20 protein-coding genes and 1 tRNA gene are annotated in these 22811 nt (G+C 60.8%); all 21 read right to left on the bottom strand.

The window, feature by feature from the left end; all coding sequences use genetic code 11:
* Positions 1 to 86 precede the first annotated feature (86 nt).
* The 21 genes from DXB86_RS08835 to DXB86_RS08935 all read right to left on the bottom strand — a co-directional run bounded on the left by DXB86_RS08835 (position 87) and on the right by DXB86_RS08935 (position 22788).
* On the bottom strand, positions 87 to 677 hold the full coding sequence (locus tag DXB86_RS08835) for a GNAT family N-acetyltransferase (RefSeq protein ID WP_117736872.1): 591 nt from the start codon (positions 675 to 677) through the stop codon (positions 87 to 89).
* A gap of 77 nt (positions 678 to 754) precedes the next feature.
* Positions 755 to 1780 carry a low specificity L-threonine aldolase gene (locus DXB86_RS08840; RefSeq protein WP_117736873.1) on the bottom strand — a complete coding sequence of 342 codons (1026 nt, stop codon included), beginning with the start codon at positions 1778 to 1780 and terminating at the stop codon, positions 755 to 757.
* A gap of 45 nt (positions 1781 to 1825) precedes the next feature.
* A complete protein-coding gene (locus tag DXB86_RS08845; protein ID WP_117736874.1) occupies positions 1826 to 2689 on the bottom strand; it encodes a phosphatase PAP2 family protein in 864 nt (287 codons plus the stop codon).
* Positions 2690 to 2745: 56 nt separating this feature from the next.
* Positions 2746 to 6378 (bottom strand): transcription-repair coupling factor, encoded by a 3633-nt coding sequence (mfd, locus tag DXB86_RS08850; protein WP_117736875.1) that lies wholly within the window; start codon positions 6376 to 6378, stop codon positions 2746 to 2748.
* A gap of 157 nt (positions 6379 to 6535) precedes the next feature.
* On the bottom strand, positions 6536 to 7201 hold the full coding sequence (nth, locus tag DXB86_RS08855; protein WP_117736876.1) for an endonuclease III: 666 nt from the start codon (positions 7199 to 7201) through the stop codon (positions 6536 to 6538).
* 63 nt (positions 7202 to 7264) lie between these two features.
* Complete coding sequence (locus tag DXB86_RS08860; protein WP_117736877.1) at positions 7265 to 9067, bottom strand: ABC transporter ATP-binding protein; 1803 nt, start codon at positions 9065 to 9067, stop codon at positions 7265 to 7267.
* 123 nt (positions 9068 to 9190) lie between these two features.
* Complete coding sequence (locus DXB86_RS08865; RefSeq protein ID WP_117736878.1) at positions 9191 to 10546, bottom strand: DNA recombination protein RmuC; 1356 nt, start codon at positions 10544 to 10546, stop codon at positions 9191 to 9193.
* A 51-nt stretch (positions 10547 to 10597) separates the two neighbouring features.
* Positions 10598 to 11161: a transcriptional regulator gene (locus DXB86_RS08870; RefSeq protein WP_117629046.1), complete on the bottom strand. Its 564-nt coding sequence runs from the start codon at positions 11159 to 11161 to the stop codon at positions 10598 to 10600.
* Positions 11158 to 11688: a DUF6036 family nucleotidyltransferase gene (locus tag DXB86_RS08875; RefSeq protein WP_117736879.1), complete on the bottom strand. Its 531-nt coding sequence runs from the start codon at positions 11686 to 11688 to the stop codon at positions 11158 to 11160. Before DXB86_RS08875 ends, DXB86_RS08870 begins: the two co-directional genes overlap by 4 nt.
* Before the next feature lie 123 nt (positions 11689 to 11811).
* On the bottom strand, positions 11812 to 12246 hold the full coding sequence (locus tag DXB86_RS08880) for a hypothetical protein (RefSeq protein WP_117736880.1): 435 nt from the start codon (positions 12244 to 12246) through the stop codon (positions 11812 to 11814).
* Positions 12247 to 12690: 444 nt separating this feature from the next.
* Complete coding sequence (gene rbr / locus DXB86_RS08885) at positions 12691 to 13230, bottom strand: rubrerythrin (protein ID WP_055252097.1); 540 nt, start codon at positions 13228 to 13230, stop codon at positions 12691 to 12693.
* A 114-nt stretch (positions 13231 to 13344) separates the two neighbouring features.
* Positions 13345 to 14250, bottom strand: coding sequence for an adenine glycosylase (locus DXB86_RS08890; RefSeq protein WP_117564952.1), 906 nt, complete (start codon positions 14248 to 14250; stop codon positions 13345 to 13347).
* A 21-nt stretch (positions 14251 to 14271) separates the two neighbouring features.
* Entirely contained in the window at positions 14272 to 14757 is a 486-nt protein-coding gene (locus tag DXB86_RS08895) for an Rrf2 family transcriptional regulator (RefSeq protein WP_117564951.1), read from the bottom strand.
* 358 nt (positions 14758 to 15115) lie between these two features.
* Positions 15116 to 15193: transfer RNA gene (locus tag DXB86_RS08900), tRNA-Asp, on the bottom strand.
* A gap of 409 nt (positions 15194 to 15602) precedes the next feature.
* The gene (locus DXB86_RS08905; RefSeq protein ID WP_055252090.1) at positions 15603 to 16070 is read right to left on the bottom strand and encodes a YfcE family phosphodiesterase; all 468 of its coding nucleotides are present in this window, start codon (positions 16068 to 16070) and stop codon (positions 15603 to 15605) included.
* Between the two features lie 97 nt (positions 16071 to 16167).
* The gene (locus DXB86_RS08910) at positions 16168 to 16884 is read right to left on the bottom strand and encodes a LytTR family DNA-binding domain-containing protein (protein ID WP_006235156.1); all 717 of its coding nucleotides are present in this window, start codon (positions 16882 to 16884) and stop codon (positions 16168 to 16170) included.
* Between the two features lie 72 nt (positions 16885 to 16956).
* Complete coding sequence (locus tag DXB86_RS08915) at positions 16957 to 18300, bottom strand: histidine kinase (RefSeq protein WP_117736881.1); 1344 nt, start codon at positions 18298 to 18300, stop codon at positions 16957 to 16959.
* Positions 18297 to 19484 (bottom strand): glycosyltransferase, encoded by a 1188-nt coding sequence (locus DXB86_RS08920; RefSeq protein ID WP_117736882.1) that lies wholly within the window; start codon positions 19482 to 19484, stop codon positions 18297 to 18299. Before DXB86_RS08920 ends, DXB86_RS08915 begins: the two co-directional genes overlap by 4 nt.
* A gap of 171 nt (positions 19485 to 19655) precedes the next feature.
* Complete coding sequence (locus DXB86_RS08925; RefSeq protein ID WP_117736883.1) at positions 19656 to 20915, bottom strand: MFS transporter; 1260 nt, start codon at positions 20913 to 20915, stop codon at positions 19656 to 19658.
* Between the two features lie 101 nt (positions 20916 to 21016).
* Entirely contained in the window at positions 21017 to 21961 is a 945-nt protein-coding gene (locus DXB86_RS08930; protein ID WP_117584174.1) for a zinc dependent phospholipase C family protein, read from the bottom strand.
* 92 nt (positions 21962 to 22053) lie between these two features.
* Entirely contained in the window at positions 22054 to 22788 is a 735-nt protein-coding gene (locus DXB86_RS08935; RefSeq protein ID WP_117736884.1) for a LytTR family DNA-binding domain-containing protein, read from the bottom strand.
* Positions 22789 to 22811: the final 23 nt, after the last annotated feature.

Consider the following 22811-nt stretch of genomic DNA (forward strand, 5'->3'; position numbering starts at 1 on the left):
AGGTCAAAATAGCGTACAAACGCCACGCTTCTTGCGGCGATTTGATACCACAAGACAGCCAAAAACCTGCCAAAATAAACCTGTCCCTAAATGGTAGGTTTAGGAAGGTCGGGGAACCAGGTTGGTTTGGGTTGGTTAGGGACGCGCTCGGCTAGGATCAGCTCCATCCAGCACATGTCGTACCAGCGGCCGAACTTTTGGGCGCAGCGGTCGAAGGCGCCCACCAGGCGATACCCCATATGAGCATGGAAGTCCTGGCTGTTGTGCGTCAGGTACTCGTCGTCCTTGTCGTGCGGCACGGCGATGAGCGCGCACATGTTGGTGATGCCCATCGCGATCAGGCATTGCTTGAGTGCATCGTGCAGTTTGCGGCCCAGGCCGCCGTGGCGTACGTCGCGCGCCAGGTAGATTGACGTCTCGACCGACCAGTCATAGGCCTCGCGGTTGTTGAGCGGGCTCACATAGGCATAGCCTACCGGAAGCCCGTCCAGCTCCATCACCAAATACGGATAGCGCTTGAGCGTACGCTCGATGCGCCCGGCGAACTCCTCAACGCTCGGTACCTCGTATTCGCAGGTAATCGCCGTCTGGCGCACATATGGCTCATAGATGGCAAGCAACGCCGGCGCGTCTTCGGGCGTCGCCAGGCGAATCGTCGGATCGGACATCTCGGGCATACAGCCCCTCCCCCTCAAAAGCAAAGACCGCCTTGCGCCAAACCCAAGCGCAAGGCGGCCCTCGTCATTGCATCAAGCTACAGGACAGCCGCCAGCGCGTCGATATCCTCCTGCGTCGTGGCCCAGCTGGTGCAAAAGCGCACCACCGTGTGGGTCTCGTCGTACTTTTCCCAGTACTCGATCGAGGCATGCTCGCGAATGCGGGCCATATCCTCGTTGGGCAGAATCACGAACTGTTGGTTCGTAGGCGTCTCCAAGAAGAACTCGTAGCCGCGCTCATGCAGCACGCGGCGCAGCGCCTGAGCCGTCTCAATCGCCTGGCGACCGATCTCAAAATACAGGCCATTGGTAAAGAGCGCCTCAAACTGCACGCCCGTCAGGCGGCCCTTGGCCAACAGCGCGCCGTGCTGCTTAATACGCGGAATGGGATGCGCCGGGGCGTGCATGCCGCAGAACACCACAGCCTCGCCGCAGAGCGCGCCGCACTTGGTGCCGCCAATGTAGAATACGTCGCACAGCTGCGCCAGCTCGGGCAGGGTAATGTCGCACTCATCGGCCGCCAGCGCATAGGCCAGGCGGGCGCCATCCACAAACAGCGGAATCTCGCGCTTCTGGCACACCGCATGGATTGCCGCGAGCTCAGCCTTGGAGTACAGCGTGCCGTACTCGGTCGACAGGCTCACATACACGGCGCCCGGAAACACCATGTGCTCACAGCTCTCGTTTTCGTAGAACACTTGGATATAGTTTTCGAGATCCTCGGCGTGCATCTTGCCCTCGTAGCCGGGGATGGTGAGCACCTTGTGGCCGCCAAACTCGATGGCGCCCGCCTCGTGGCAGGCAACGTGGCCGGTCTCGGCGGCAACGACGCCCTCGTACGGCGCGAGCAGCATGTCAATCACCGTCGCGTTGGTTTGCGTGCCGCCCACCAGCAAAAACACGTCGGCATCGGGGGACTGACAGGCCTCGCGGATCAGCTGCTTGGCACGCTCGGTGTGCGCATCGGTGCCGTAGCCGGGCTGCGGCTCCATGTTGGTGTCGACGAGCGCCTGCAACACCGCTGGATGTGCGCCGTGGGAATAGTCGTTGTTGAACGCGAGCATGGCAATCCTCTCTTACCAGGTATCGGCCAGATGATTCAGGTGGGGCTATTGTACGCCGCCCGGATAGGCAATGCGCGCGGCAAGGCACTCAAGTGCCAGCACCAGGGCAAAGCCGCAGCTCACGTCAGTCAAAAAGTGCGCACCGATCACAATGCGGCCAAAGGCGACGAGCGCCGCAACCGCAGCCGCCGTCCAAAAGACCACGCGACGGCGCGACGGCTTTTCCTTAAAGGACGCCGCAGGAAGCCCGGCAAGCATAATACCGATCGCCGCGTGCGCCGTGTGTCCGCTCGCAAACGACTTAAAGCCGTCCTTGATTACGCCGGCCGCAATATAGCTCCACTTGTCAGTGTTGCCAATCACCCACCACGGCTGAAAAGTGAGCCCCGGCGTGACCTCGATCACGCGCATGCGCGGGCGCGACCACAGCGGCTTGACAACCACGTTGAGGATGATGGCCTGAGCGACCCACACGGCAAGCACCATCAGCGCCCAACGCGTGAGCTCTTTGGAATCGGTATCGCGCGTAAGGCGATAGACGATGAAGTTGGCAGCGATGACCAGCACAAACGTCAGCACGAGCTGAGCCGCAACAAGTTTGCCGCCGACGCGCAGGGACGAAATAACCTCGTAGCCGGCCAGGCCAACGTTGACGAGGATGCCGAGTACGGCGAGCCATTTGCTTCCCTTGGAGTCGGGGCGCGCCGCGCGCACGAGCATAACGCCCGCGACGCTCGCCGTCAGCTCGAACGGCAGCTCGCCGGCGGCCTCGATAAAGCGACCGTACATGCTACCGATGTTGAACAGCGCGCTCGAAATCTGATAATCGAAGAAGCTGCCCACGCCCAGGCAAAGGCACAAAACAACCGCGATAATGGCGACGTCTTTCTTATAGATGTATCCGAACATGCTTTCCTTTCGATGGAACCAGAGTGCCCAAATGGGGCGTTTGCAACGTCGACCCGTTAGTCGTCGTCGCTCGCACCCAGCTGCTGCAGCAGCATGAGGGCGGCTGCCACGGGGCCGGTGCCGTCGTTGGCATCGAGACCGCGACCCAGGCCGCTGCCCGCACCGGCGCCCGCCTTGTAGGGCACCGACAGCTTGCGGCTCTTGGGGAAGTTCACCGCGCCGTACCGATTCTTAAACTCAAAGGCTACCTTCTTGGGAACGTCAACCCCCAGGAAGGTAATGCGCCCACCGCTGAGCGTGACGCTCTCGAGCCCCAGGCGCTCGCCGCGAATGCGGATGCGCGCGCGGTTGAACAGGTTGAGTCCCGCCAACGGCAGCTCACCATGCGCAGCCTCGGTCTCCTCCTGCACCTCATCGATGCTCTCCAGGTCCTCGGCCGCCGCAAGTTTGCGGTACACGAGCACGCGCTGATCCACCGCCGGCATGTACTCCTCGGACAAGAAGTAATCGGCCGGCAGGTTGATGCCCACGCTCGCCGCCTCCACGCCGGCATCGTCATCGCCGCGCGCCTCGGCCACGGCCTGTCCCAGCATCTGCGTAAACAGGTCGAAGCCCACGCTCGACAGGTTACCGTGCTGTTCGGCACCCATAAGCGAACCGGCGCCGCGGATCTCCAGGTCGCGCATGGCGATGCGCATGCCGCTGCCCAGGTCCTGGAACTCGGAAAGCGCGGTCAGGCGTGCCGTGGCCTCCTCGGTAAGCGGCAGCTCGCCTGGGAACATAAAGTACGCGTATGCCTGCGTGGCTGAGCGGCCCACGCGGCCCTTGAGCTGGTAGAGCTGTGCCAGGCCCAGGCGCTGCGAGTCCTCGATGATGAGCGTGTTGGCGCACGCGTTGTCGATACCGCTCTCCACGATGGTCGTGGCGATGAGCACGTCAATCTTCTTGGTCGCGAACTCGATCATCACGTCCTCGACCTCGCGCGGGCTCATCTTGCCGTGCGCCACGCCCACGCGCGCCTCGGGCGCGGCCTCGTGCACGCGCGCCACGGCGTCGTCGATGGTCTTGACGCGGTTGGACACGTAATACACCTGGCCGCCGCGGCCCACCTCCAGGCGAATCGCCGCGCTCACCACGTCGGGATCGTACTCTCCCACGTGCACGATCACGGGGCGGCGCCCGGTCGGCGGCGTGGTGATCAGGCTCATGTCGCGCACGCCGCTCGTGGCCATCTGCATGGTTCGCGGAATCGGCGTTGCCGAAAGCGTGAGCACGTCAATCTGCTCGCGCAGGTTCTTGAGCTGCTCCTTGTGCTGCACACCAAAGCGCTGCTCTTCGTCGATGATCACCATGCCCAGGTTCTTGGGGTTCACGTCGGCAGAAAGCAGGCGGTGCGTGCCGATCAGCACGTCGATCGTGCCCTCGGCAAACGCCTTGAGCGCGCGCTTTTGCTGCGCCGGGGTGCGGAAGCGGCTGAGCACCTCGACCTCCAGGCCAAACGGGGAAAAGCGCTCAAAGAATGTCTCGTAGTGCTGTTGGGCCAGAATGGTCGTGGGGCAGAGCACCATGACCTGGCGGCCGGAGTCCACGCACTTAAAGGCTGCGCGCAGGGCGACCTCGGTCTTGCCGAAACCCACGTCGCCGCACAGCAGGCGGTCCATGGGCTTGGGTGCCTCCATGTCGGCCTTTATGTCGGCGATAGCCTCCAGCTGGTCGCGCGTCTCGTCGTAGGGGAAGCTCTCCTCCATCTCGATCTGTTCGGGCGTATCGGGCGGACAGGCGATACCGGTAATCGAAGAGCGGCGCGTATACAGGTCGACCAGGTCAAACGCCAGCTTTTTGGCATTCTTGCGCGCCTTGTTGGTGGCACGCGTCCAGTCGGCGGTGTTGAGCCTGGTCAGGCGCGGCTTGTCGCCGTCGGGACCGACATAGCGCGTGATGCGGTCGACCTGCTCCAGCGGCACATAGAGTTTGTCGCCGTCGGCGTATTCCAACAAAAAGTAGTCGCGCTCCTTGCCGCCCACTTCCTGGCGCGCGATCTCGCTAAAGAGCGCGATGCCGTGGGTGGCATGCACGACGTAGTCGCCCGGCTTAAACGGGAAGGTGATCTGCGTAATGTCAACCTTTCGGCGGCTACGCGCGCGGTTGGCATCCATGCGGGCGTTAAGGTCGGCGATCGAGAACACGGCCAAATTGGCATCGGGCACCACCACGCCCTGCGGCAAGGCGGCATCGACAAAGGTCACGCGTCCGCGCGAGATAGTGGGCACGGCAGCACCGGCGGCAGCCTGGGCGGCACCCGCCTCGAGCGAGCGAGCGTTGAGCGCGTCGGCGCGGCGCTCGCGAATGGAAGCATGGGCCTCCTGGCGCGCGGCACGGTCGGCGGAATCCGCTGCTGCCACGCGCACGCGGTCGCCGATAGCGCCGGCATTTTCGGGGGCGGCCGTCAGCGACTCCTCAAAGGTAACGCCCTCGTCGCCAAAGGTGAGCTCCATCGACTCGCGCGCACCGCGGTCGGGGATGGCAAACACGCAGGCATAGCGCTTGCCCACGACCTCCTGGATGCGCGTCATAAAACGGTTGTCCGAGCCTGCGATGGCAGGCTGCTCAATCTTGAGCTCAGCCGTCACCGCACCGCCGGCACGGATGAGGCTCACATAGTTCAGGCGTTGCTGGGAGCCAAAGTCGAGTTGCTGGGCACGCACGTACAGGCCGTCCAGACGGTCGACCCCCGCCTCGCCGGCACGCGCCTCGATATCCTCGTAGGCGCGCAGGCAATCATCGAACAGCGAGCGCGGCTCGGACAGCACCACGAGCGCCTTGCCGATCACATGCGACAGCGGGCTCACGGTCTGGCCGTACATCACCGGCAAAAAGCGGTCGAGCTCGGGCGTGACGATGCGCGCATCCACCATCTCGAGCAGCGCCGCCAGCTTGCTATCGCTCTGGCTGGCGCGATAGAGCGCCACATGCATGTTATGGACCGCCTCGTCGGTGAGCGCCAACTCGCGGCACGGGAAGATCTCGATGCTGTCCTCGTTGCCGATGGTCTGGCCCGTTGAACTCACCATGCGGCGGATGCGGTCGATCTCGTCGCCGAAAAATTCAATGCGCACGGGCGCCTTTTCCTGCGCGGGAAACACCTCGACGGTGTCGCCGTGCACACGGAACAGGCCGGGCGCGTCGGCGGCGCCGGCATTGGTGTAGCCCATGCCCACCAGACGCTGCGGCACCTCGTCAAAGGGAATCTCCTCGCCCACCGCAAAAGTAGTGGACTCCCAGTAGCGACTCTCGACCGGCGGCACGCAGCGCAGCAGTGCACGGGCCGAGGCGACCATGATGCAGTTGTCCCCGCGCGCGATGCGCCCGAGCGCCTCGCAGCGTTGGGCCACTACGGCGTCATCGGGCGCCTGCTCGCGCCAAGGGTAGTCCTTGCGCTCGGGAAAGCGGCACACGCGCGCCAGGCCCACATAGGCGGCCAGACTGCGTGCGGCGCGGTCGGCGGCGTCCTCGCCACTCACGATGTAGACCGTGGGGCGCGGACGACGCGCGAACTGGGCGGCCGCCATGAGCGTTCGGCCCGACTGAGACACGGCCAGTGTCACGTCCTCGCCAGCATCGAGCCCGGCCTCAACGGTCTGCAGCGCCTCGGCAGTGTAGAGCTGCGCGGCTATACGGTGAATGAGCATGCTGTTCCTCCGGCATTGCAACGCCAAAAGCCCGCCGAGGCAAGCTCGGCGGGTCGTTCGTCAAATTCGTTGCCTGTCATGGTAGCGCATGGAGAGGACTCCTGCTCAAGGGCAAACCCGGCCCTGCAAAAAACGCCAGACGAAGATGCATTCCGCCCTACCCCGCTACGCGCACGCTGGGGCACAAATCTGCCAGCGGACACTCGTCGCACTTGGGTTTGCGGGCATCGCAGATCTCGCGACCGAAGGTGATCCACTGATGGTTGACCGACTCCCAATACTCGTGCGGCAAAATCTTGAGCAGATCCTGCTCGGTCTTGAGCGGCTCCTTGGCATGCGTCTTGGGACTCAGCATCAGGCGGTGCGCAATGCGGTTGACGTGCGTATCCACTGCGATGCCTTCCACGATGCCGTACCCCACGTTGAGTACGATGTTCGCCGTCTTGCGCCCCACGCCCGGCAGCTTGACGAGCTCCTTCATGTCGGCCGGTACCTCGCCGCCGTAATCGGCAACGATCATCTGCGCGGCCTCGACGGCATGCTTGGCTTTGCTCTTGTAGAAGCCGAGTGACTTGATGGTGTCTGCCACGTCAGCCACGCTTGCCCCCGCCATAGCCTCGGGCGTGGGCCACTGGGAAAACAGCTTCGGCGTCACCTTGTTGACCTGCGCGTCGGTCGTCTGCGCTGAGAGCAGCACCGCGATGAGCAGCCTAAAGGGATTCTCGTGGTCCAAAAAACACTCGACCGGGCCATAGCGACGGTTGAGGCGCTCGCACACCTCAACGGCGCGCTCGCGTTTGGCAGCATTGGTCTCGCGTGGCATAACGACTCCTTGGCTCAACGGCACAACAAACCTATGAGCACAATTGTCCCACGTCCGAGACGCTTACGCCTCCAAGAATGCGCCGGTCTGACGGCTCCACAGGCTCGCGTACTCGCCGCCCGCCTCGACGAGCTGCACATGCGTGCCGTCCTCGACGATCTCACCATCGGCCAGCACCACAATGCGGTCGAGCGCCGCCACGGTGGACAGGCGGTGCGCCACCACAATGGAGGTACGTCCACGCATCAGGTTTTCGAGCGCCTCCTGCACCAGCGCCTCGGACTCGCTGTCGAGGGCAGAGGTCGCCTCGTCGAGCACCAGAATCGGCGCGTCGGTGAGAATCGCGCGGGCGATAGCCACACGCTGACGCTGGCCGCCCGAGAGCTTGACGCCGCGCTCGCCCACCATGGTGTCAAAGCCACGGGGCAAGCGGTCGATAAACTCCAGGGCATTGGCCAGGCGCGCGGCCTCGCGGATCTGCGCGTCGGTGGCGTCAGGGCGGCCGTAGGCGATATTCTCGCGAATGGAGCGGTGGAACAGCAGCGCCTCCTGCGGCACGTAGGCAACCTGGCGGCGCAGGCTCTGCTGCGTGCAGCGCGAGACATCCTGACCGTCCACGAGCACGCGGCCGCCCTGAACATCGTCCAGGCGCAGCAGCAGCTTGGTGAGCGTCGTCTTACCCGAGCCCGATTTGCCCACCAGGCCCACGCGCTGACCCGCCGCCACATGGAGCGTCAAATCGTCGAACACGCTCTCGCCCGCCGCGGCATCACGGTATGCAAAGCTCAGGTGCTCAAAATCAATCGCACCCTCGCCCACCTTGAGCTCGGGGGCGTTCTCGTCGTCTGCCACCAGACGCGGCTCGTCCAACACGCGCGTCATCTCGGCCGCATCACCGAGCGCGCGGTTGATGCGCTGCATCATGGAACTCACGTAGTTCAGGCGCATGGTGAGGTTGTAGGTGTAGGTAAAGATCATGACGAGCGAGCCGGCCGAGATGCCAAACCACGCATTGCCACCCGCCACGAACACACTCACCACGGCCATGGTGATGACGATAAGGCCCGAGGTCGTAAAGTTGCGCTGCATCATGGCGTGCATCGAGACCGTCTCGGCATCGCGCGCGGCGCGGTCGGCGGCATCGAACAGATCGTGCTCAAAGTCCTCGCGCCCGCAGGTCTTGACGGCCAGGATGTTCGTGACCGCGTCGGAGAGCACGCCCGAGAGCTTGTTCTGCGCGGCGGACGTCGCGGCCGAAAGCGGCATGATGCGCTTGTACATAAGCCAGACAAACGCAATGTAGACGACCATGATGCACACCAGGATCACGGTAAATGTGGGCACCACCGGAGCGAGCGCCGCCACGGTGCAGATGACCGAGGTGATAGTGGGGATGAGCGAATACACCGTCACGTCCACCAGACCCGTGTAGCCGCTCATAAAACGGCTCGTCTGGCTCACGAGCGATCCGCCAAAGCGGCTGGTGTGGAATGTCATGGATTGATTGGAGAGCGTGTCAAAGCACAGGCGCGCCAGGTGATAGTTGCCCGCAATCTCGAGCTTGTAGACGGTGTAGTCCTGTAGCTTGGAGAGGATCTGACCCACCAGGTTAACGAGTACGAGCGCCAGAATGTAAGGGCCAAAGACCTCAAACACCTGGTCGCCCGCCACGGGGCCGGCTTGGACGCGGTCGACGATGAGGGCCATAACGTAGGTGTTGGCAAACGTGAGCAAAAAGATGTAACCCGCCGACGAGAACACCGAGAGAAAGACAATCAGCGGCTGTGTGCGCGTGACACCCCAAAACCGCTGCAGCGTGCGGCGCACGGTGGAGCGGCTGAGCGGACTGGTGCTTCTCTGAGACATGGGCTTCCTTTCGCATCTGATAGGGCGAAACGCCATTGTTGCACATTGAAGCGCACTTCAGGCAAGCGCGATGCGAAAAGCGCCCGCGCCGTGCTTGCGCAGGCGCCCCGCCGTCAGATGCAGCTAGTCCTCGTCTTTTTGGTCTGCGGGCAGGTCTGCGGACTCCAAGCCCAAAATCGCGTCGGCCTCCCGCGCGTCTTCCAGCGCGTCGATGTCCTTGAGTTTGCGCTCCATGACGTTGGTGCGCGTGGTAATGATGCCCTCGACCGTTTTGCCCGCGGTCTCGATCTGCTGCTGGGCGCGGCGCAGCGCCGCCTGATAACGCGGCAGCTCGGCCTTGACGGCGGAGAGCACGCGCAGTACGTCGTCGGTACGTTTTTGCAGCCTAAACGTCTGGTAGCTCATCTGCAGGCTGTTGAGAATGGCGGCCATGGTGCTGGGGCCGGCAACGTTGACGTGATAGTCGCGGCCCAGGGTCTCAATAAGCCCGGGGCGACTGACGACCTCGGCATACAGGCCCTCAAACGGCACGAACATAATGCCAAAGTTGGTGGTCGCGGGTACGCTCAGGTACTTTTCGCAGATGTCCTTTGCCTCGCGCTTCACCATCATATCGAGCGCCTTGCGCGCAGCGGCAACGGCCTCCGCGTCGCCCGACTCCTGCGCGTCGAGCAGGTGCTCGTACGCGTCGCCCGGAAACTTGGAGTCAATCGGCAACAGCACGGGGTCGCCCTCGTCCACCGGCAGCTTGACGGCAAACTCAACGCGTTCCGAGGCGCCGGGCTTGGTGGCGACGTTTTCCAGATACTGGTCGGGCGTGAGGATGTCCGCCAGGATCGCGCCCAGCTGCACCTCGCCCAAAATGCCACGCGCTTTGACGTTGCCCAGCACGCGCTTAAGGTCGCCCACGCCGGTGGCGATAGATTGCATATCGCCCAGGCCCTTATACACGGCCTCGAGCTGGTCGCTCACCTGCTTAAACGATGCCGACAGGCGATCGTTGAGCGTACGGGAGAGCTTCTCGTCCACCGTCGCACGCATCTGATCGAGCTGCACGTTGTTGTCTTTGCGGATGGCGCCCAGCTGGGCATCGACCGTCTCGCGCACCTTGTCCAGGCGATGCTCGATGCCTTCGCGGTTGGCGCCAAGCTGTTGGGCCGTCTCGCGGCGCAGGTCATCCATACGGTCGCCGGCCTGCGAGAACTCGCGCACAATGGTCAGGTAGCGCTGCTGCTCTACGGCGGCGTCGGTCGTCTGCTGCTGCGCGATGGCATTTGCCGTGCGACGGGTTTCTGTCAGCGCGACGTTGAGGGCATCGAGCGCGCTGTTGGCCTGCTCGAGTGCCGCGAGCGTTTCCGCTTCGTTGCCGCCACGCTCTCGCAACTCGGCACGAAGGCCCTTAAGCTGCAGGGCGCAGACCGCAGCAACTCCCACCGCCACCAAGGCAATCACAACAAGCGCAATATCAATAGCAGACATAGACTCCGCCCAACAAACCCAATCGATTATCAATCAAAACCGCGATCAATCTTACCCCGCCACACGCACCGGGCGCCCGGCCCCTTCTTGGGTGCTTCTCTCCTCCGCATATTCCATAATGCGACGCGCTGTCTTCCTGCTCACCTTCGAGTCATCACCGGCTAAGTATGCGTACACGTTTCCCTTATTCAGATTCAAATCGCGGCAGAGACCGTAGCGCGTTACACCCGATTCCTCCAATGCTTTAAGTGTTCTCTTTCTCATCAGGGCGTTCACCCTTCTGTCGGCCGCTGGCTTTTCTTTCACCCCTCTATACGCACGCCAAACGTTGGCGTAACGATTGGGGAGCTTATCCTCGGAGCATAGAGATGCCAGGCTACTCGCTTGGCCATACAGAGACAAAACACCTCGATAGCCCTCTTCCATCCACGAGCCCTCGGATAAACCCAGAACGTATTCGGCCTTACCCTGCGCCAAAGCGAGCAAAAACAGAGGCTCCGCCACACGCGGCTCAACCGTTGTTGCCTGCTTTACAAGCTTCCTAAAACTCAGCGACTGCTGTCCGGACAGCTCTCGGCAATAGCCTTTCAAAAATCCCTCAAAAGTCAGATTCAACCGAGCACCTCCTTTTTGTATTGCCTGTATGCACAGACCATCTCTTGATAACTCCGCTCTGAAGGCGACGAGGCCAACGCCTCTCCTTCATCGAATATAAGCCGCTCGAGCAGATCCCAATCAAGTCGGTCGATAAATGTTCGACTATGGAGGTCGACGATGTCGTTCGGACGATAGGCATAAAGCTTCATCACCGCCAGATCCTCCAAAGATGGCGTAAAGTACCTGATAAAATGCGCCCCGATCTCCAATGGGATCAGTCGATCTTCGTAATTGAATGGCATCTGGTTGCAATATGCCACTACCATGCCATTCACCTCGGGGTATCGAGCTATGATCTCGCGGAGGCACCTGTCTGCCTCAAACACATCAATGTCATGTGTAACCGACCGATTCGTCACATCGTTTAGCATGAAGGCGCTTCCTCCCACCAATACAACGCTCGGCCTATCGTCTCTTGGACCTATTTCCAGCTCCGCCTCTTCGTCAATATCCAAAAGAGTCTGCTCTAAATCCTGCTTATACATAGCAAATCCTATTATTATTCATCTTCAATAATACTATTCAGTCGCACGACAGGACCCACAGGATGCAAGAATCCTACTCGTGGCGAGAATCCCTACACCCTAGAAGTCCTAATGTGACAAACGCTAACTCTCCCAGCCGGCGCGGATGGTTGTTATGACGTCACCTAAGCGCTGGCCTAGGGCCGCTAGATGCTGGAGCACCTCGTTGGGCGATGCGCCGTTGAGGATGCACGCGAGGGCATACGACGCCAGAAAGATGGCCGCAAGCCCCAGCGGGATGAGCACGATCATCGCCAAGGTGCGCAGGCGCTGGCCCACGCGGCGACGACGCGCACGACGCTTGTCGAACGCGAGCTCCTTCGCATATGAATCTTGCTGTACGGAATAGGCCTCTGGTGCCGATTCACACCCGGGCACAGCTGCAGGTACAGCAGCGGGCACGACATTTTGCGCAAAGGGCTGGACTGCCGCCCCTTGCATTTGCATCTCCATGAGTCGTTGCTGCTGACGCAGCATGCGCTCAGCTTGTTGCTGCGGAGTCTCAAGAAACAAATCCATGCTGGCCTCCAAAATCGGAGCATTCGACGCTTACGCCCAGCATCCCGCACCGCCATGACCGCGACAACGCAATCCGTAGCAATAGCCGCAAAGTTTCTTGTTGACAAAAGCTGTCGAAAACCTCAACAACTCCCCTACCAGCACTTTCTCTGAGCTTTTTTATCGAATGGTCTTTTGCCCTTCCGCCAACCCGCCAACTAACCAAAATCTAACCAAAAGCTTGACGAAAATTGTGGAGACCGAGACCCCACACAAAACGTGCCGCCCCAAAAAGGGGCGGCACACAATCTTTAATATCAGCTTTTCAGTAACGAGCACGCGACGACCCGAAGCCGGAGCGCAGGGCGGGGGAAACACCTTTGCCTCGCGCGACCCTGCGGAGCCGTGAGCGAGAGGGAAAGGTGTTTCCCCCGCCCTGCGCTCCGCAACAGCCAGCGCCACGCGCTAGTAGTTCACCACCTGCTCCTCAAAGTACGCCTTCGGGTGGTTACACACCGGGCACACCTCAGGCGCCTCGGCACCAACGTGCAGGTGCCCGCAGTTCAGGCACTTCCACACCTTTACGCCCTCGCGCTCAAACACCTCACCCGACTCAATGCGCTCGACGAGCTTGTTGTAGCGCTCCTCGTGAGCCTTCTCGACGGCAGCGACGCCGCGGAACTTCGCGGCGATCTCGGCAAAGCCCTCTTCCTCGGCGGTCTTGGCAAACTCGTCGTACATCGTGGTCCACTCGTAGTTCTCACCCGCGGCGGCATCGCGCAGATTGTCCAGGGTATCGGGGACGGCGCCATCGTGCAGATACTTAAACCACAGTTTGGCGTGCTCGGACTCGTTGCCAGCCGTCTCGGCAAAGATGTTCGAGATCTGAACGTAGCCGTCCTTCTTTGCCTTGGAGGCATAGTAGCGATACTTGGTGTGTGCCTGGGACTCACCGGCAAAAGCGGTCTCGAGGTTCTTCTTGGTCTGGGAATTCTCAAAATCCATAGGTGTACTTCCCTTCAACGCATGCCGCCCGTAGGCTTCGAGCGGCCTCGTCTTTAGGATGCCCTCATGTCGGAAATCTAAACCTTACAATCCTGTTCTTCAGATTTCCACGGGCTAAATGCTCAGCCAGCGATCGCCCTCGGCTCGGCAAAAGCCCTCACGCTCCAGGTCGGCCAGAATGCCCGCGACAAGCTCGCGCTCGACCGGCCCGCGCCCAGCCGCCGCTTCCATATCGTTAACGCCCACCACGGCATCAGCAAGCGTAATCCCCGCCGGTTGGCCATCGCGCGCTGCCAGCAACATGCGCACGATATGCGCGCGCTTTTGGCGACGTGAGCCCTCAAACTTTGATTGACGGCTATAGCCCGCCGAGCGCCTGGACGGATTGGGCAACGTCTTTTTTAGATATGCGCCGTAGTCCAGCAACGCGTAATACCACGCGCGCGGCGTGTCGGCATCATCGAGCGGCACGGCAAAGGGAGCGATCTCGTCGGTCGCCGCACCGGGGACCGCCGGACAGGCCGCCTGAATCAGCGGCACCAGCTCGCGGTCGGGAACAGCCGGTACATCGGGAAAGAAGTGATGCAGAAAGACCGTGCGCACGTTGGTCTCCAGATACACGCCTGGAAGGTCAAACGCAAACGACCGGATACCTTGCGCCGTTGCCGGGCCAATACCAGGCAGAGCGACCAAGTCACGCGTCTCACGCGGAAACTCACCGTCCCAGTCCTCCACAACGCGCTGAGCGGCCTTGTGGAGCGCCAGAGCGCGTCGGTTGTAGCCCATGCCCTGCCAAGCGTCCAAAACATCGGAAGGCGCGGCTTGGGCAAGCGCCTGCACGGTCGGAAAGCGATCGAGCCACGCCGGCATACGCGTCTCCACGCGTGGCACCTGTGTTTGCTGCAACATGACCTCGGAAAGCCAAATGATGTACGGATCGCGCGTGCGGCGCCACGGAAGGTCGCGATAACGCAGGACCCCTTCCGAACGAATCATCGAACGAAAGGGGTCCTGAATCATATCTATGCTCCTTATGCGGCGCTATTCCTCCCGGCATGTATACGCACAGGTGGCGTACTCGGGAAACGCTTCGCGGTCGGCGAATTTGGGATCGACGGCCGGGAACTGGCGGTGAGCGACGATGTCGCCGAGTGAAACGGAATCGAGGTAGTCGCGCATCAACGCTTGAGCTCCGGCCCACAGGGGATGATAGCAGCACGTGCCCATGCGCGCACAGTCACCATCGGGCGCGGTGCAATCGTTCATAACCATAGGACCCTGAACGGCCTCGACGACTTGACGGATAGTGACGTCATCCGGACTGACCTTGAGACGCATGCCACCGTGGACGCCACGCAGGCTCTCCACAATACCGGCCTGGACCAAACCGTGCTGAATCGAGCGGGCAAACGAATACGGAACATTGACCTCTTCGGCAGCGGTGCGAACAGAAAGCAAACGCTCCGGATCCTCGGCAAGCATCGCCAACATACGAAGGGCGTAATCAGTCTTCCTCGATATGTCCATTTTTCCCCTTTCAAGGAATACGAACAGCTCGAACGAGCTCCGGGGCCGAGCTTGTGTCGAGACGCTAAATGACCGCAGGACATCCAAATGGTAAATCGGATATCCACTGAGCGCCGCGCTTGGAGCGAAATGCATCAGATGCGGCCTACAGTGCAATTTAGTATAACCTAACCCCCTGTCTCGTTGAACAGGTGTTGCGCAACAAAGCTGTTGTTTAGACAGATATGCTTATTAGATTTTACTTGCGTTCCCGAAGGGGCGGGGATTCTGGGCGAAGATGCGCCAGGGCGATCGTTCTACCGAAACAAAGTGCATCAAACGCAAAAAGCCACGTCCGAAGACGTGGCTTTAATTGCGTTGGCGGGAAGTACGGGGCTCGAACCCGCGACCTCCGACGTGACAGGCCGGCGCTCTAACCAAACTGAGCTAACTCCCCAGGCAGGCGTTCGCGTTTGTTTCCACTCGCGTGCGCTGCGGGGATTAGTATACACAGAAGTCTGTCCGGCGCGCAACAACTTTTTTGAAAAAATTTTTGGGGCCATCCGGGAGGGTCTCCGGGGCTGAGGGCGGGGGTTAAGTTTGCTGCTCTACAGTCCTGCGCAAGACGGAAAGCACATTAAGTGCTTTCCTTTGCGTGCGGAACTCGCGACAAACTTAACCCCCGCCCTCAGCCCCGGAGACCCTCCCTGCCGTCACATTATTCAACCAGTTTTGCGGGCGTGCGCCGCTGCGCGGCTAGCCCGCGTGCTTCCCGGCGGGGTTGGTCTGATTGTTCTGGTTGGACTTCTGACTTTGGCTCAAAGAAAAACGGGAGATGCGTTGTGCATCCCCCGTTTTTGTTGCGGTTAGTCCAAGTCAATAAACTTAGTGGTCAGTATCTTGCCGTCTTTTACTAGCATTCTGGCCATGGTGGGGCCTCGGGTGCCTCTGGGATAGCTGGCGCTGCCCGGGTTGAGGACTAGGCAGCGGCCCACTTGGGCTTCTTTGGTTACGTGGGTGTGGCCGTTGATGGCTACGTCTACGGATCCCACCGGAAGGTCTTCGCGGTAGTGGGCTACGGCGAATTTGAGGCCTTCGTAGGTAAAGAGCGCAAGACGGTCTACATCGGGGCCGTAGTCGCGGTAGTAATCGTTGTTGCCCAATACGGCCCGCACGGGGGCGATGGTGCATAGGTGCTCGTAGTCCATCTCTGACGTGAGGTCGCCGGCGTGGATGATCAGATCTGCGCCCTCAAGCTCATCCAAGAGCGCAGGCGATAAATAGCCGTGGGTGTCCGAGATGATGTCGATACGCTTGGCGCTTGCACTGTTCATGGGATCCCTTCCGCAAAAAAACGATTCGGCAGATACATACAAAAAAGGCCCCACGGCCCCGCAGACGATGGGTCTACAGGGCTGCGGGGCCAGTGTGCTAGAGACTCAGAGCCTTCTTGAGCGGCACGACGCGGCGGCGCGAAACCGGCACGCGTTCGTCGACGCCCGTAATGCCCAGCTGGATGGCACCCGAGGGCACCGTCTCAACGTCCGTGACGCACGCCAGGTTGACGATATAGCGGCGGTGAACACGGAAGAAGCCAAAGTCGCAGAGCTTGGCCTCAAACTGCGCCAGCGAGGTCGTCGACAAAAAGCGATCATCGACGGTATAGATGCAGGAGTAATCGTCCTTGGCCATGATAAAGCGAATGTCGTCCACGGGAATGAGCACCTTGCGACCGCCCTTTTCCACCGGGATACGCTCGATGGTCACCTTGCTGTCCGTGACCGGCTTGGCGCGCTGCATAACCTTCTCGATCGCGCGATCCAAGCGAGCTTCCTCGACAGGCTTCATCAGATAATCGACGGCATCGACGTCGAATGCCTCAACCGCATGGTCGCTATACGCAGTCACAAATACGATCGCCGGCGGATTTTTGAGCTTATGCAGTGCCTCGGCAAGTTGCAGGCCCGAGGCACCGGGCATCGAGATATCGAGAAACACGACATCCACGCGACTTTCCATAAGCATCTCGATGGCGGAGCGGACGCTCGACGCCTCCGTGATCGTGCCGATCTTGCCCGTTTGCTCGAGCAGGAAGCGAAGCTCCGAGCGAGCCGGCGCCTCATCATCCACAATCATCGCACGCAGCATAGGGATAAAACCTTTCGTCAACTAACTACGCCGGGCATCCGTCGCATGACGTTGAGCCCGTAGCCTTTTATTTTACTCTTGAATGTCAAAGATGCTCTCTGACAAATCAAGATGAAGAAGCACTTTGGTGCCCTTGCCCGGCGCCGATTCGACACGCGTATAGGAGTGCGGCCCAAAAAAGCGATGGATGCGCTCCGAAATATTGTGCATGGCCACACCGGCGCCGCCACCCTGGGGAGAGCTGGCGTCGGGACGGGCAGAGCGCTCGTCAAACAGTCTGGCGGCGGTACCCTCATCCATGCCCACGCCATTATCGGCCACGGCAATCAAGATTGCATCCTCGCCGTCTTGGTGAACGGTCACGTCGATCCTCAGGGCGTCGTCATCGCCCATACCATGACGCACAGCGTTCTCGACAATCGGCTGGATCACGAACGCCGGCACCAGCGTATCTTCCACGTCCTCGGACACATCGAACGTCGCAAGCACGCGGTCCTCGCCAAAGCGGGCCTTCTCAAAGGTAAGGTAGCGCTTGGTCTGTGCGACCTCGCGCGAGACCGGAATAAGCGATCCCGAGTTGTCGAGCGTGGCGCGATAGAACGATGAGAACTCACGAAGCAGTTCGCGAGCCCGCAGCGGGTCGGTGCGCGTAAACGATGCAATGGTGTTCAGCGTGTTGAACAGGAAGTGCGGGTTAATCTGCGCCTGCAGCGCACGCACCTCGGCGCGCGCTGTGAGTTCCTTTTGCACCTCGAGCTCGTGGATGGCGAGCTGCGTGGACAAGATCTCGGCAAAGCCCGAGGCAAGCGCGTACTGGGTACGGTCGACAGCGCGCGGGGTCTTGTAGTAGAACTTGAGCGTGCCGACGGTACGATCGCCCACCTTGATGGGGGCGATAATGCCGGCGGGGACTTGGTTGTGCGAGCCGTCCGAGCCCACGACATCCACCATACGGTTGAACGATTGCACGATGCCATGTTCGATAACGTAGCGTGTGGCAAGCGTGTGGATGGGAGAATCTGGCAGTAGCTTTTCCTCAAACTCGCCCGCGCAGGCAAGCACGTTGTCCTCGTCGGTGATGGCCACCGTCATGGCGCGCGTCTCGGGCAAAATGCGCTGACACACCAAACGCGCCGACTCCTGCGTCAGACCGCCCTTAATGTCCTCGAGCATGGCCGAGGCCACCGAGAGCGTCTCCTCGGTGTACTGGGAGCGCACCGAATCGGGATTGAGCGTCAAAAAGATAAAGATGCACAGAAAGATGCACAGCAGCGCACAGGCAATCACCGTGGCAATCGGCTCGATTCCAGTCGCCAGGGCAATAATAAAGTACACCAGCACGCAAATGGCGCAGGCAACGGCAATGATGCGAAAGATTGATATTGAACTATCGCGCTGGGCGCGGCGGTCGATCATTCGGCCCCCTCCAGGATACTGATCAGTTGTGCGTCACGCCAAAGCCCGTCCATGATCTTGGGCCAAAAACTCTGGAAACGCAGGTAGCTTGCAGCGTTTTGGCGCGCATAGGCTTTTGCCTCGTCGATACCATGGCGCCAGATGCGCAGGTAGCCCTCATGCTCGCGGGTAAACACGCTGCGGACCATAGCGGTCTTGCGCACGCGGTCGTCGAGCTCGCGCGAAATCCACGGGCCCGGGTAGGGCATGAGCGATGCCGCCGTAACGGGAATGAGCTCCTTTTGATGCGCGGCGAATGTCAACTTGGCCCGTTCGTAGTACCAACGGTATACATCCTGCATAAAGCGCGGTGAGCGCTTTTCGGACTCCGGAGGCAGATGGCGCACGGTCCACTCGTTATCGAACCACACGTCGTAGCCAAACATGCGCATGTTAAAGAGGTAATCCAGATCCTCGCCACGGGTGATAAACGGATCAAAGGCCACACGCGTAAAGGCGCGGGCGTGCAGGGCCATCAGGCCGCCGCACACGTAGTTGGAGCGCGAGATGCGGGTGCCCGAGAGCGCCTTTTTCATCCAACGGTTGAACTCGATGCGCTTGGTCCACCAACGATGGCAGATGCCCGCCTTATCTGTGGGAGCCAACGGCGAGCCGTCGCGATCGTAGAAATAGCCGCTCTTGACCAAGATCGGCAGGCCCTGACGCGTCTGCTGGCCCAGCGCATAGGTCGCGCGCTTCATAAAGTCGGCGTCGATGACAGTCTCATCGTCATCCAAAAAGATAACCGCGTCATGCCCCAGCACAGCGGCACAGGCTAGCCCCATGTTGCGGATGGCGCCGTAGCCTCGCAGACTCACGCACTCGCCCGAACCCTTGGGTGCGATCTGAGCAACCCGGTCTGCGATGCGCGAGGCCTGGGTGTTGGTGACAACGGTGACCTTGAGCGTGGGATGCGCGTCGACAATCTCGTGCACGCGCAGCGACACATCGGCTGTGGCAGAAACGGGACAGACCACCAAAAGGATGATGCGCGGGATGTCACGTACCTGCTCAAGCGAGACCAGGCAGCGGTCGAGTTCGGGATTGTCGGCGTTGAGTCGTGTCGAATGGTCATAGGTGCCAGGGGCGTTTGCGCGAGCGTCATCGCCCGCCCAATACGTTGGAATCACGACCGTGGCGTTCATGCCTTACCCTCCCTGCAACACAAAAACGGGACGCCGCCAAACACAGGCGACGCCCCGCGACCTAGCTGACTCCATCATACCCACTTGGGCAAATCATTGCTCGCAAGTCGCAATGTTTATTGCGGATAACCCCAAAAGAGTACCGTGGACAGGCACAATAGCCGCTCGCTCCTATGCGGCATGCTCTGCCGCCCGAGTCATGCGGGACAGGCGGACCAGTAGCATAAAGCCAACGACCAGCAGCACGCCAATGGAAAGGACGCCCAGCGACGGGTTGCCGGTCAGCGAGGTGACGACCGACACCAGGAAGGTGCCCATAACGCTTGCATAACGACCAAAGATGTCAAAGAAGCCGTAGTACTCGTTGGACTTTTCCTTGGGGATAATGCGGCCAAAGTAGCTACGGCTGAGCGCCTGCACACCGCCCTGGAACAGGCCGACCATAATGGCAAGCACCCAGAATTCAAAGGCGGTCTTTAGGAAGAACGCGGCGAACAGCACAATCCCCATGTAGGCGGCGACCGCCACCAGGATCATGTTGAGCGTGCCCACGCGTCCGGCGAGCTTGCCGTAGATGATGGCGGACGGAAAGGCCACGAACTGCGTAACGAGCAGCGCCAGCACCAGCTGCGTCGAATCGATGCCCAAGGCCGATCCGTAACTGGTGGCCATGGAAATGACCGTGTGCACACCGTCGATGTAGAAGAAGAACGCGATCATGTAGACCAGTACGGTCTTGTTGTGGGCAATCTCGCGCATGGTGTGTCCGACCTCGGAGAACACACCGCCCACGATGTGGCCGATGGTGTCCTCGGGACCGCGCTCGCGACCGTACTTTTGCTTATAGGTGCGAATGAGCGGCAGGGTAAAGATGAGCCACCAGGCACCAGTGATGATAAACGACAGACGCGTTGCCAGCATGGTGGGGACGCCAAGAGCGGGGCCACCCATGATAAGCGCCAGGCAGATGATGAACGGCACGGTGGAACCGATGTAGCCCCAGGCATAGCCCGAGCTGGACACGACGTCCATGCGCTCGTCGGTGGTAATGTCGGGCAGCATGGCGTCGTAGAACGTCATAGAAGAGTTGAGGCCGATGGTGCACAGCACGTACACAGTCAAAAATGCCATGGCGGACATTGGGATAGCCTGCGCCAGGCAAAGAACCAGGCCCGTGAGGAAGAAGCCCAAGAAGAACTTGATCTTGTTGCCGGCGTAATCGGCAAGCGCGCCCAGAATGGGCATGAGCATGGCAATGACCAGCGAGGCAATCGTCTGCGCGTTGCCCCAAGCGACCACCAGGTCTGCCGAGGAAGCGCCGGTATTGATGGCGTTAAAGTAGATGGGCACCACCGAGGTATTGAGCAGCACGAGGGCCGAGTTTCCCACATCGTACATGACCCAGTTACGCTCGAGCTTGGTGTATTTCATGGACAGGGACCCTTCGTATTCGCCCGATATGCAGCTAGTTCATCGTACCCCAATTGCACGGAGGCGCCGGTAAGGATTCGGCAAAGAGACAGGAGCGGACCCTACTCCTCGCGGTCGAACTCCTCGTCGGTGCCGAGCACGCGGCCGCTGTAGTTGACGTGACCGGTCACGGCCTCCATGTCACCGGTCTCGATAAAACGCGCGACCGTGCACTCGTAATCGACCAGCGCGCGATCAAAGACCTCGGGGAAACTCTCGTTCGAGACCTCATCGGTAAAGGGATTCTTCCATGTCAGATGGCCCAGGTTACCGGTGCGCTCGGGCAGCTCCGTCGTCACGCGATGGGCAAGGCCGTCGAGCAGCGAGTAGTCGTGCACCAACCCCTCAACCAGCGAGATCGCGCGCGTCTTTACGGAGCCGGCCGGCTCAATCGCACGGTAAAGTCGCTGCATATTGGCAACGGCAGCACCGTACTCCCCCGCCGGAATGTCAATGCCGTACACGCGTCCGGCAACATAGCTCATCAGCACGCCGGCCACGCGACTGATGCGATCGGTGGTGACGATCTCGCCCGCCGGCGGGTAATCGTCGACCGTAGCGCCATCGCGCTTAAGCTGCAGCATCAGTACATCCAGGTCGCTCTCGATCACGGCATGGACCTGACTGCTCGAATCCTCAAGCTCTGAATCGGACTCCACGATGCCAAACTGCTGCTCATAGACAAAGGGGTGGGCGTTGCGGTCGAGCACGTAATGAGACAGCAGACCCAGCGCAAAGGCGCGACCCAAGCTGGCGTCGCGCGGCAGCAGATGCGACACGCCGTCGCGCAGGCACGCGAACTGGCGAGACATGCGCGAGCGATGCATGACCTGCGCCAGCAGCGTACAGTCGGAAACACGCGGTGTCAGAATGTGGAAGAAAAACGGGTCGGGGCCCTGGTTGCCCAGGATAAAGGCAATACGCTCCTCGTCGGACGTGATAACGCCCTGCGGAAGACGGTCGATGCTTTCCTCGCCAAACAGATGATGCGTAATGAGCGCAGGCATAATGATCCTTTCGATTTCATTCGATGCCACCCATTATGCCCACCGCGCGCCCGTGCCAAACCTGCGGCGGTAAACGGTGGCGTGCGGACCGCTTACGCAAGCCCCAGGTGCGTCTTAACCTCGGCGGCGCGACGGCGGGACACGGGCACCGTCGAGGTCACGCGATCGAGCCTGAGCTCCATCAGGCCCGTGGAGCCGATCTCGACATTGTGCACGTCTTCCAAATTGACCAGATAACTGCGGTGGACACGGATAAAGCCCTCGGAGGCCAGGCGCCGCTCGAGCGAGGAAATCGACTCATTGATCAGGTATGTTCCCTCGGCGCAGACGGCGTTGCAAAAATCGGCGCGTGCCTCAAAGTAGCAGACATCCGCCACGGGAATGAACACCTTTTTACCCCCACGATCCACCGTCAGGCGAAGGGGCTGGCGCGGGGTATGGACAGCGCGGCGAACACCCAGGGCGGTTTCGATCTTGTCGAGCGCCTTCGACAGGCGCGCGTCCTCGACCGGCTTGACGATGTAATCGACGGCATCGAGGTTATAGGCATCGGCCGCATACTCGGCAAATGCCGTCACAAACACCACGACCGGCGGCGTCTTTAGGTTCTGCAGCGTCTCGGCAAGCTCGATTCCCGAGCGGCCGGGCATCGTGATATCCAAAAACAGCACGTCGGGCTTGTTCGACAGAATCGACTCCACGGCCTCGGTGACATTGCCCGCCTCGGCAATCTGTCCCACACGTGCATCCTTTTCCAGCAGATAACGTAGCTCAGCCCTAATAGGAGGCTCGTCATCAACCACCAAGATGTTCCATCCCTCGGACATATGCGCTTCCCCTCTTTTTTCTC

This window comes from Collinsella sp. OM06-18AC (assembly GCF_003438785.1).
In the GTDB taxonomy this organism is placed as follows: Bacteria; Actinomycetota; Coriobacteriia; order Coriobacteriales; family Coriobacteriaceae; genus Collinsella.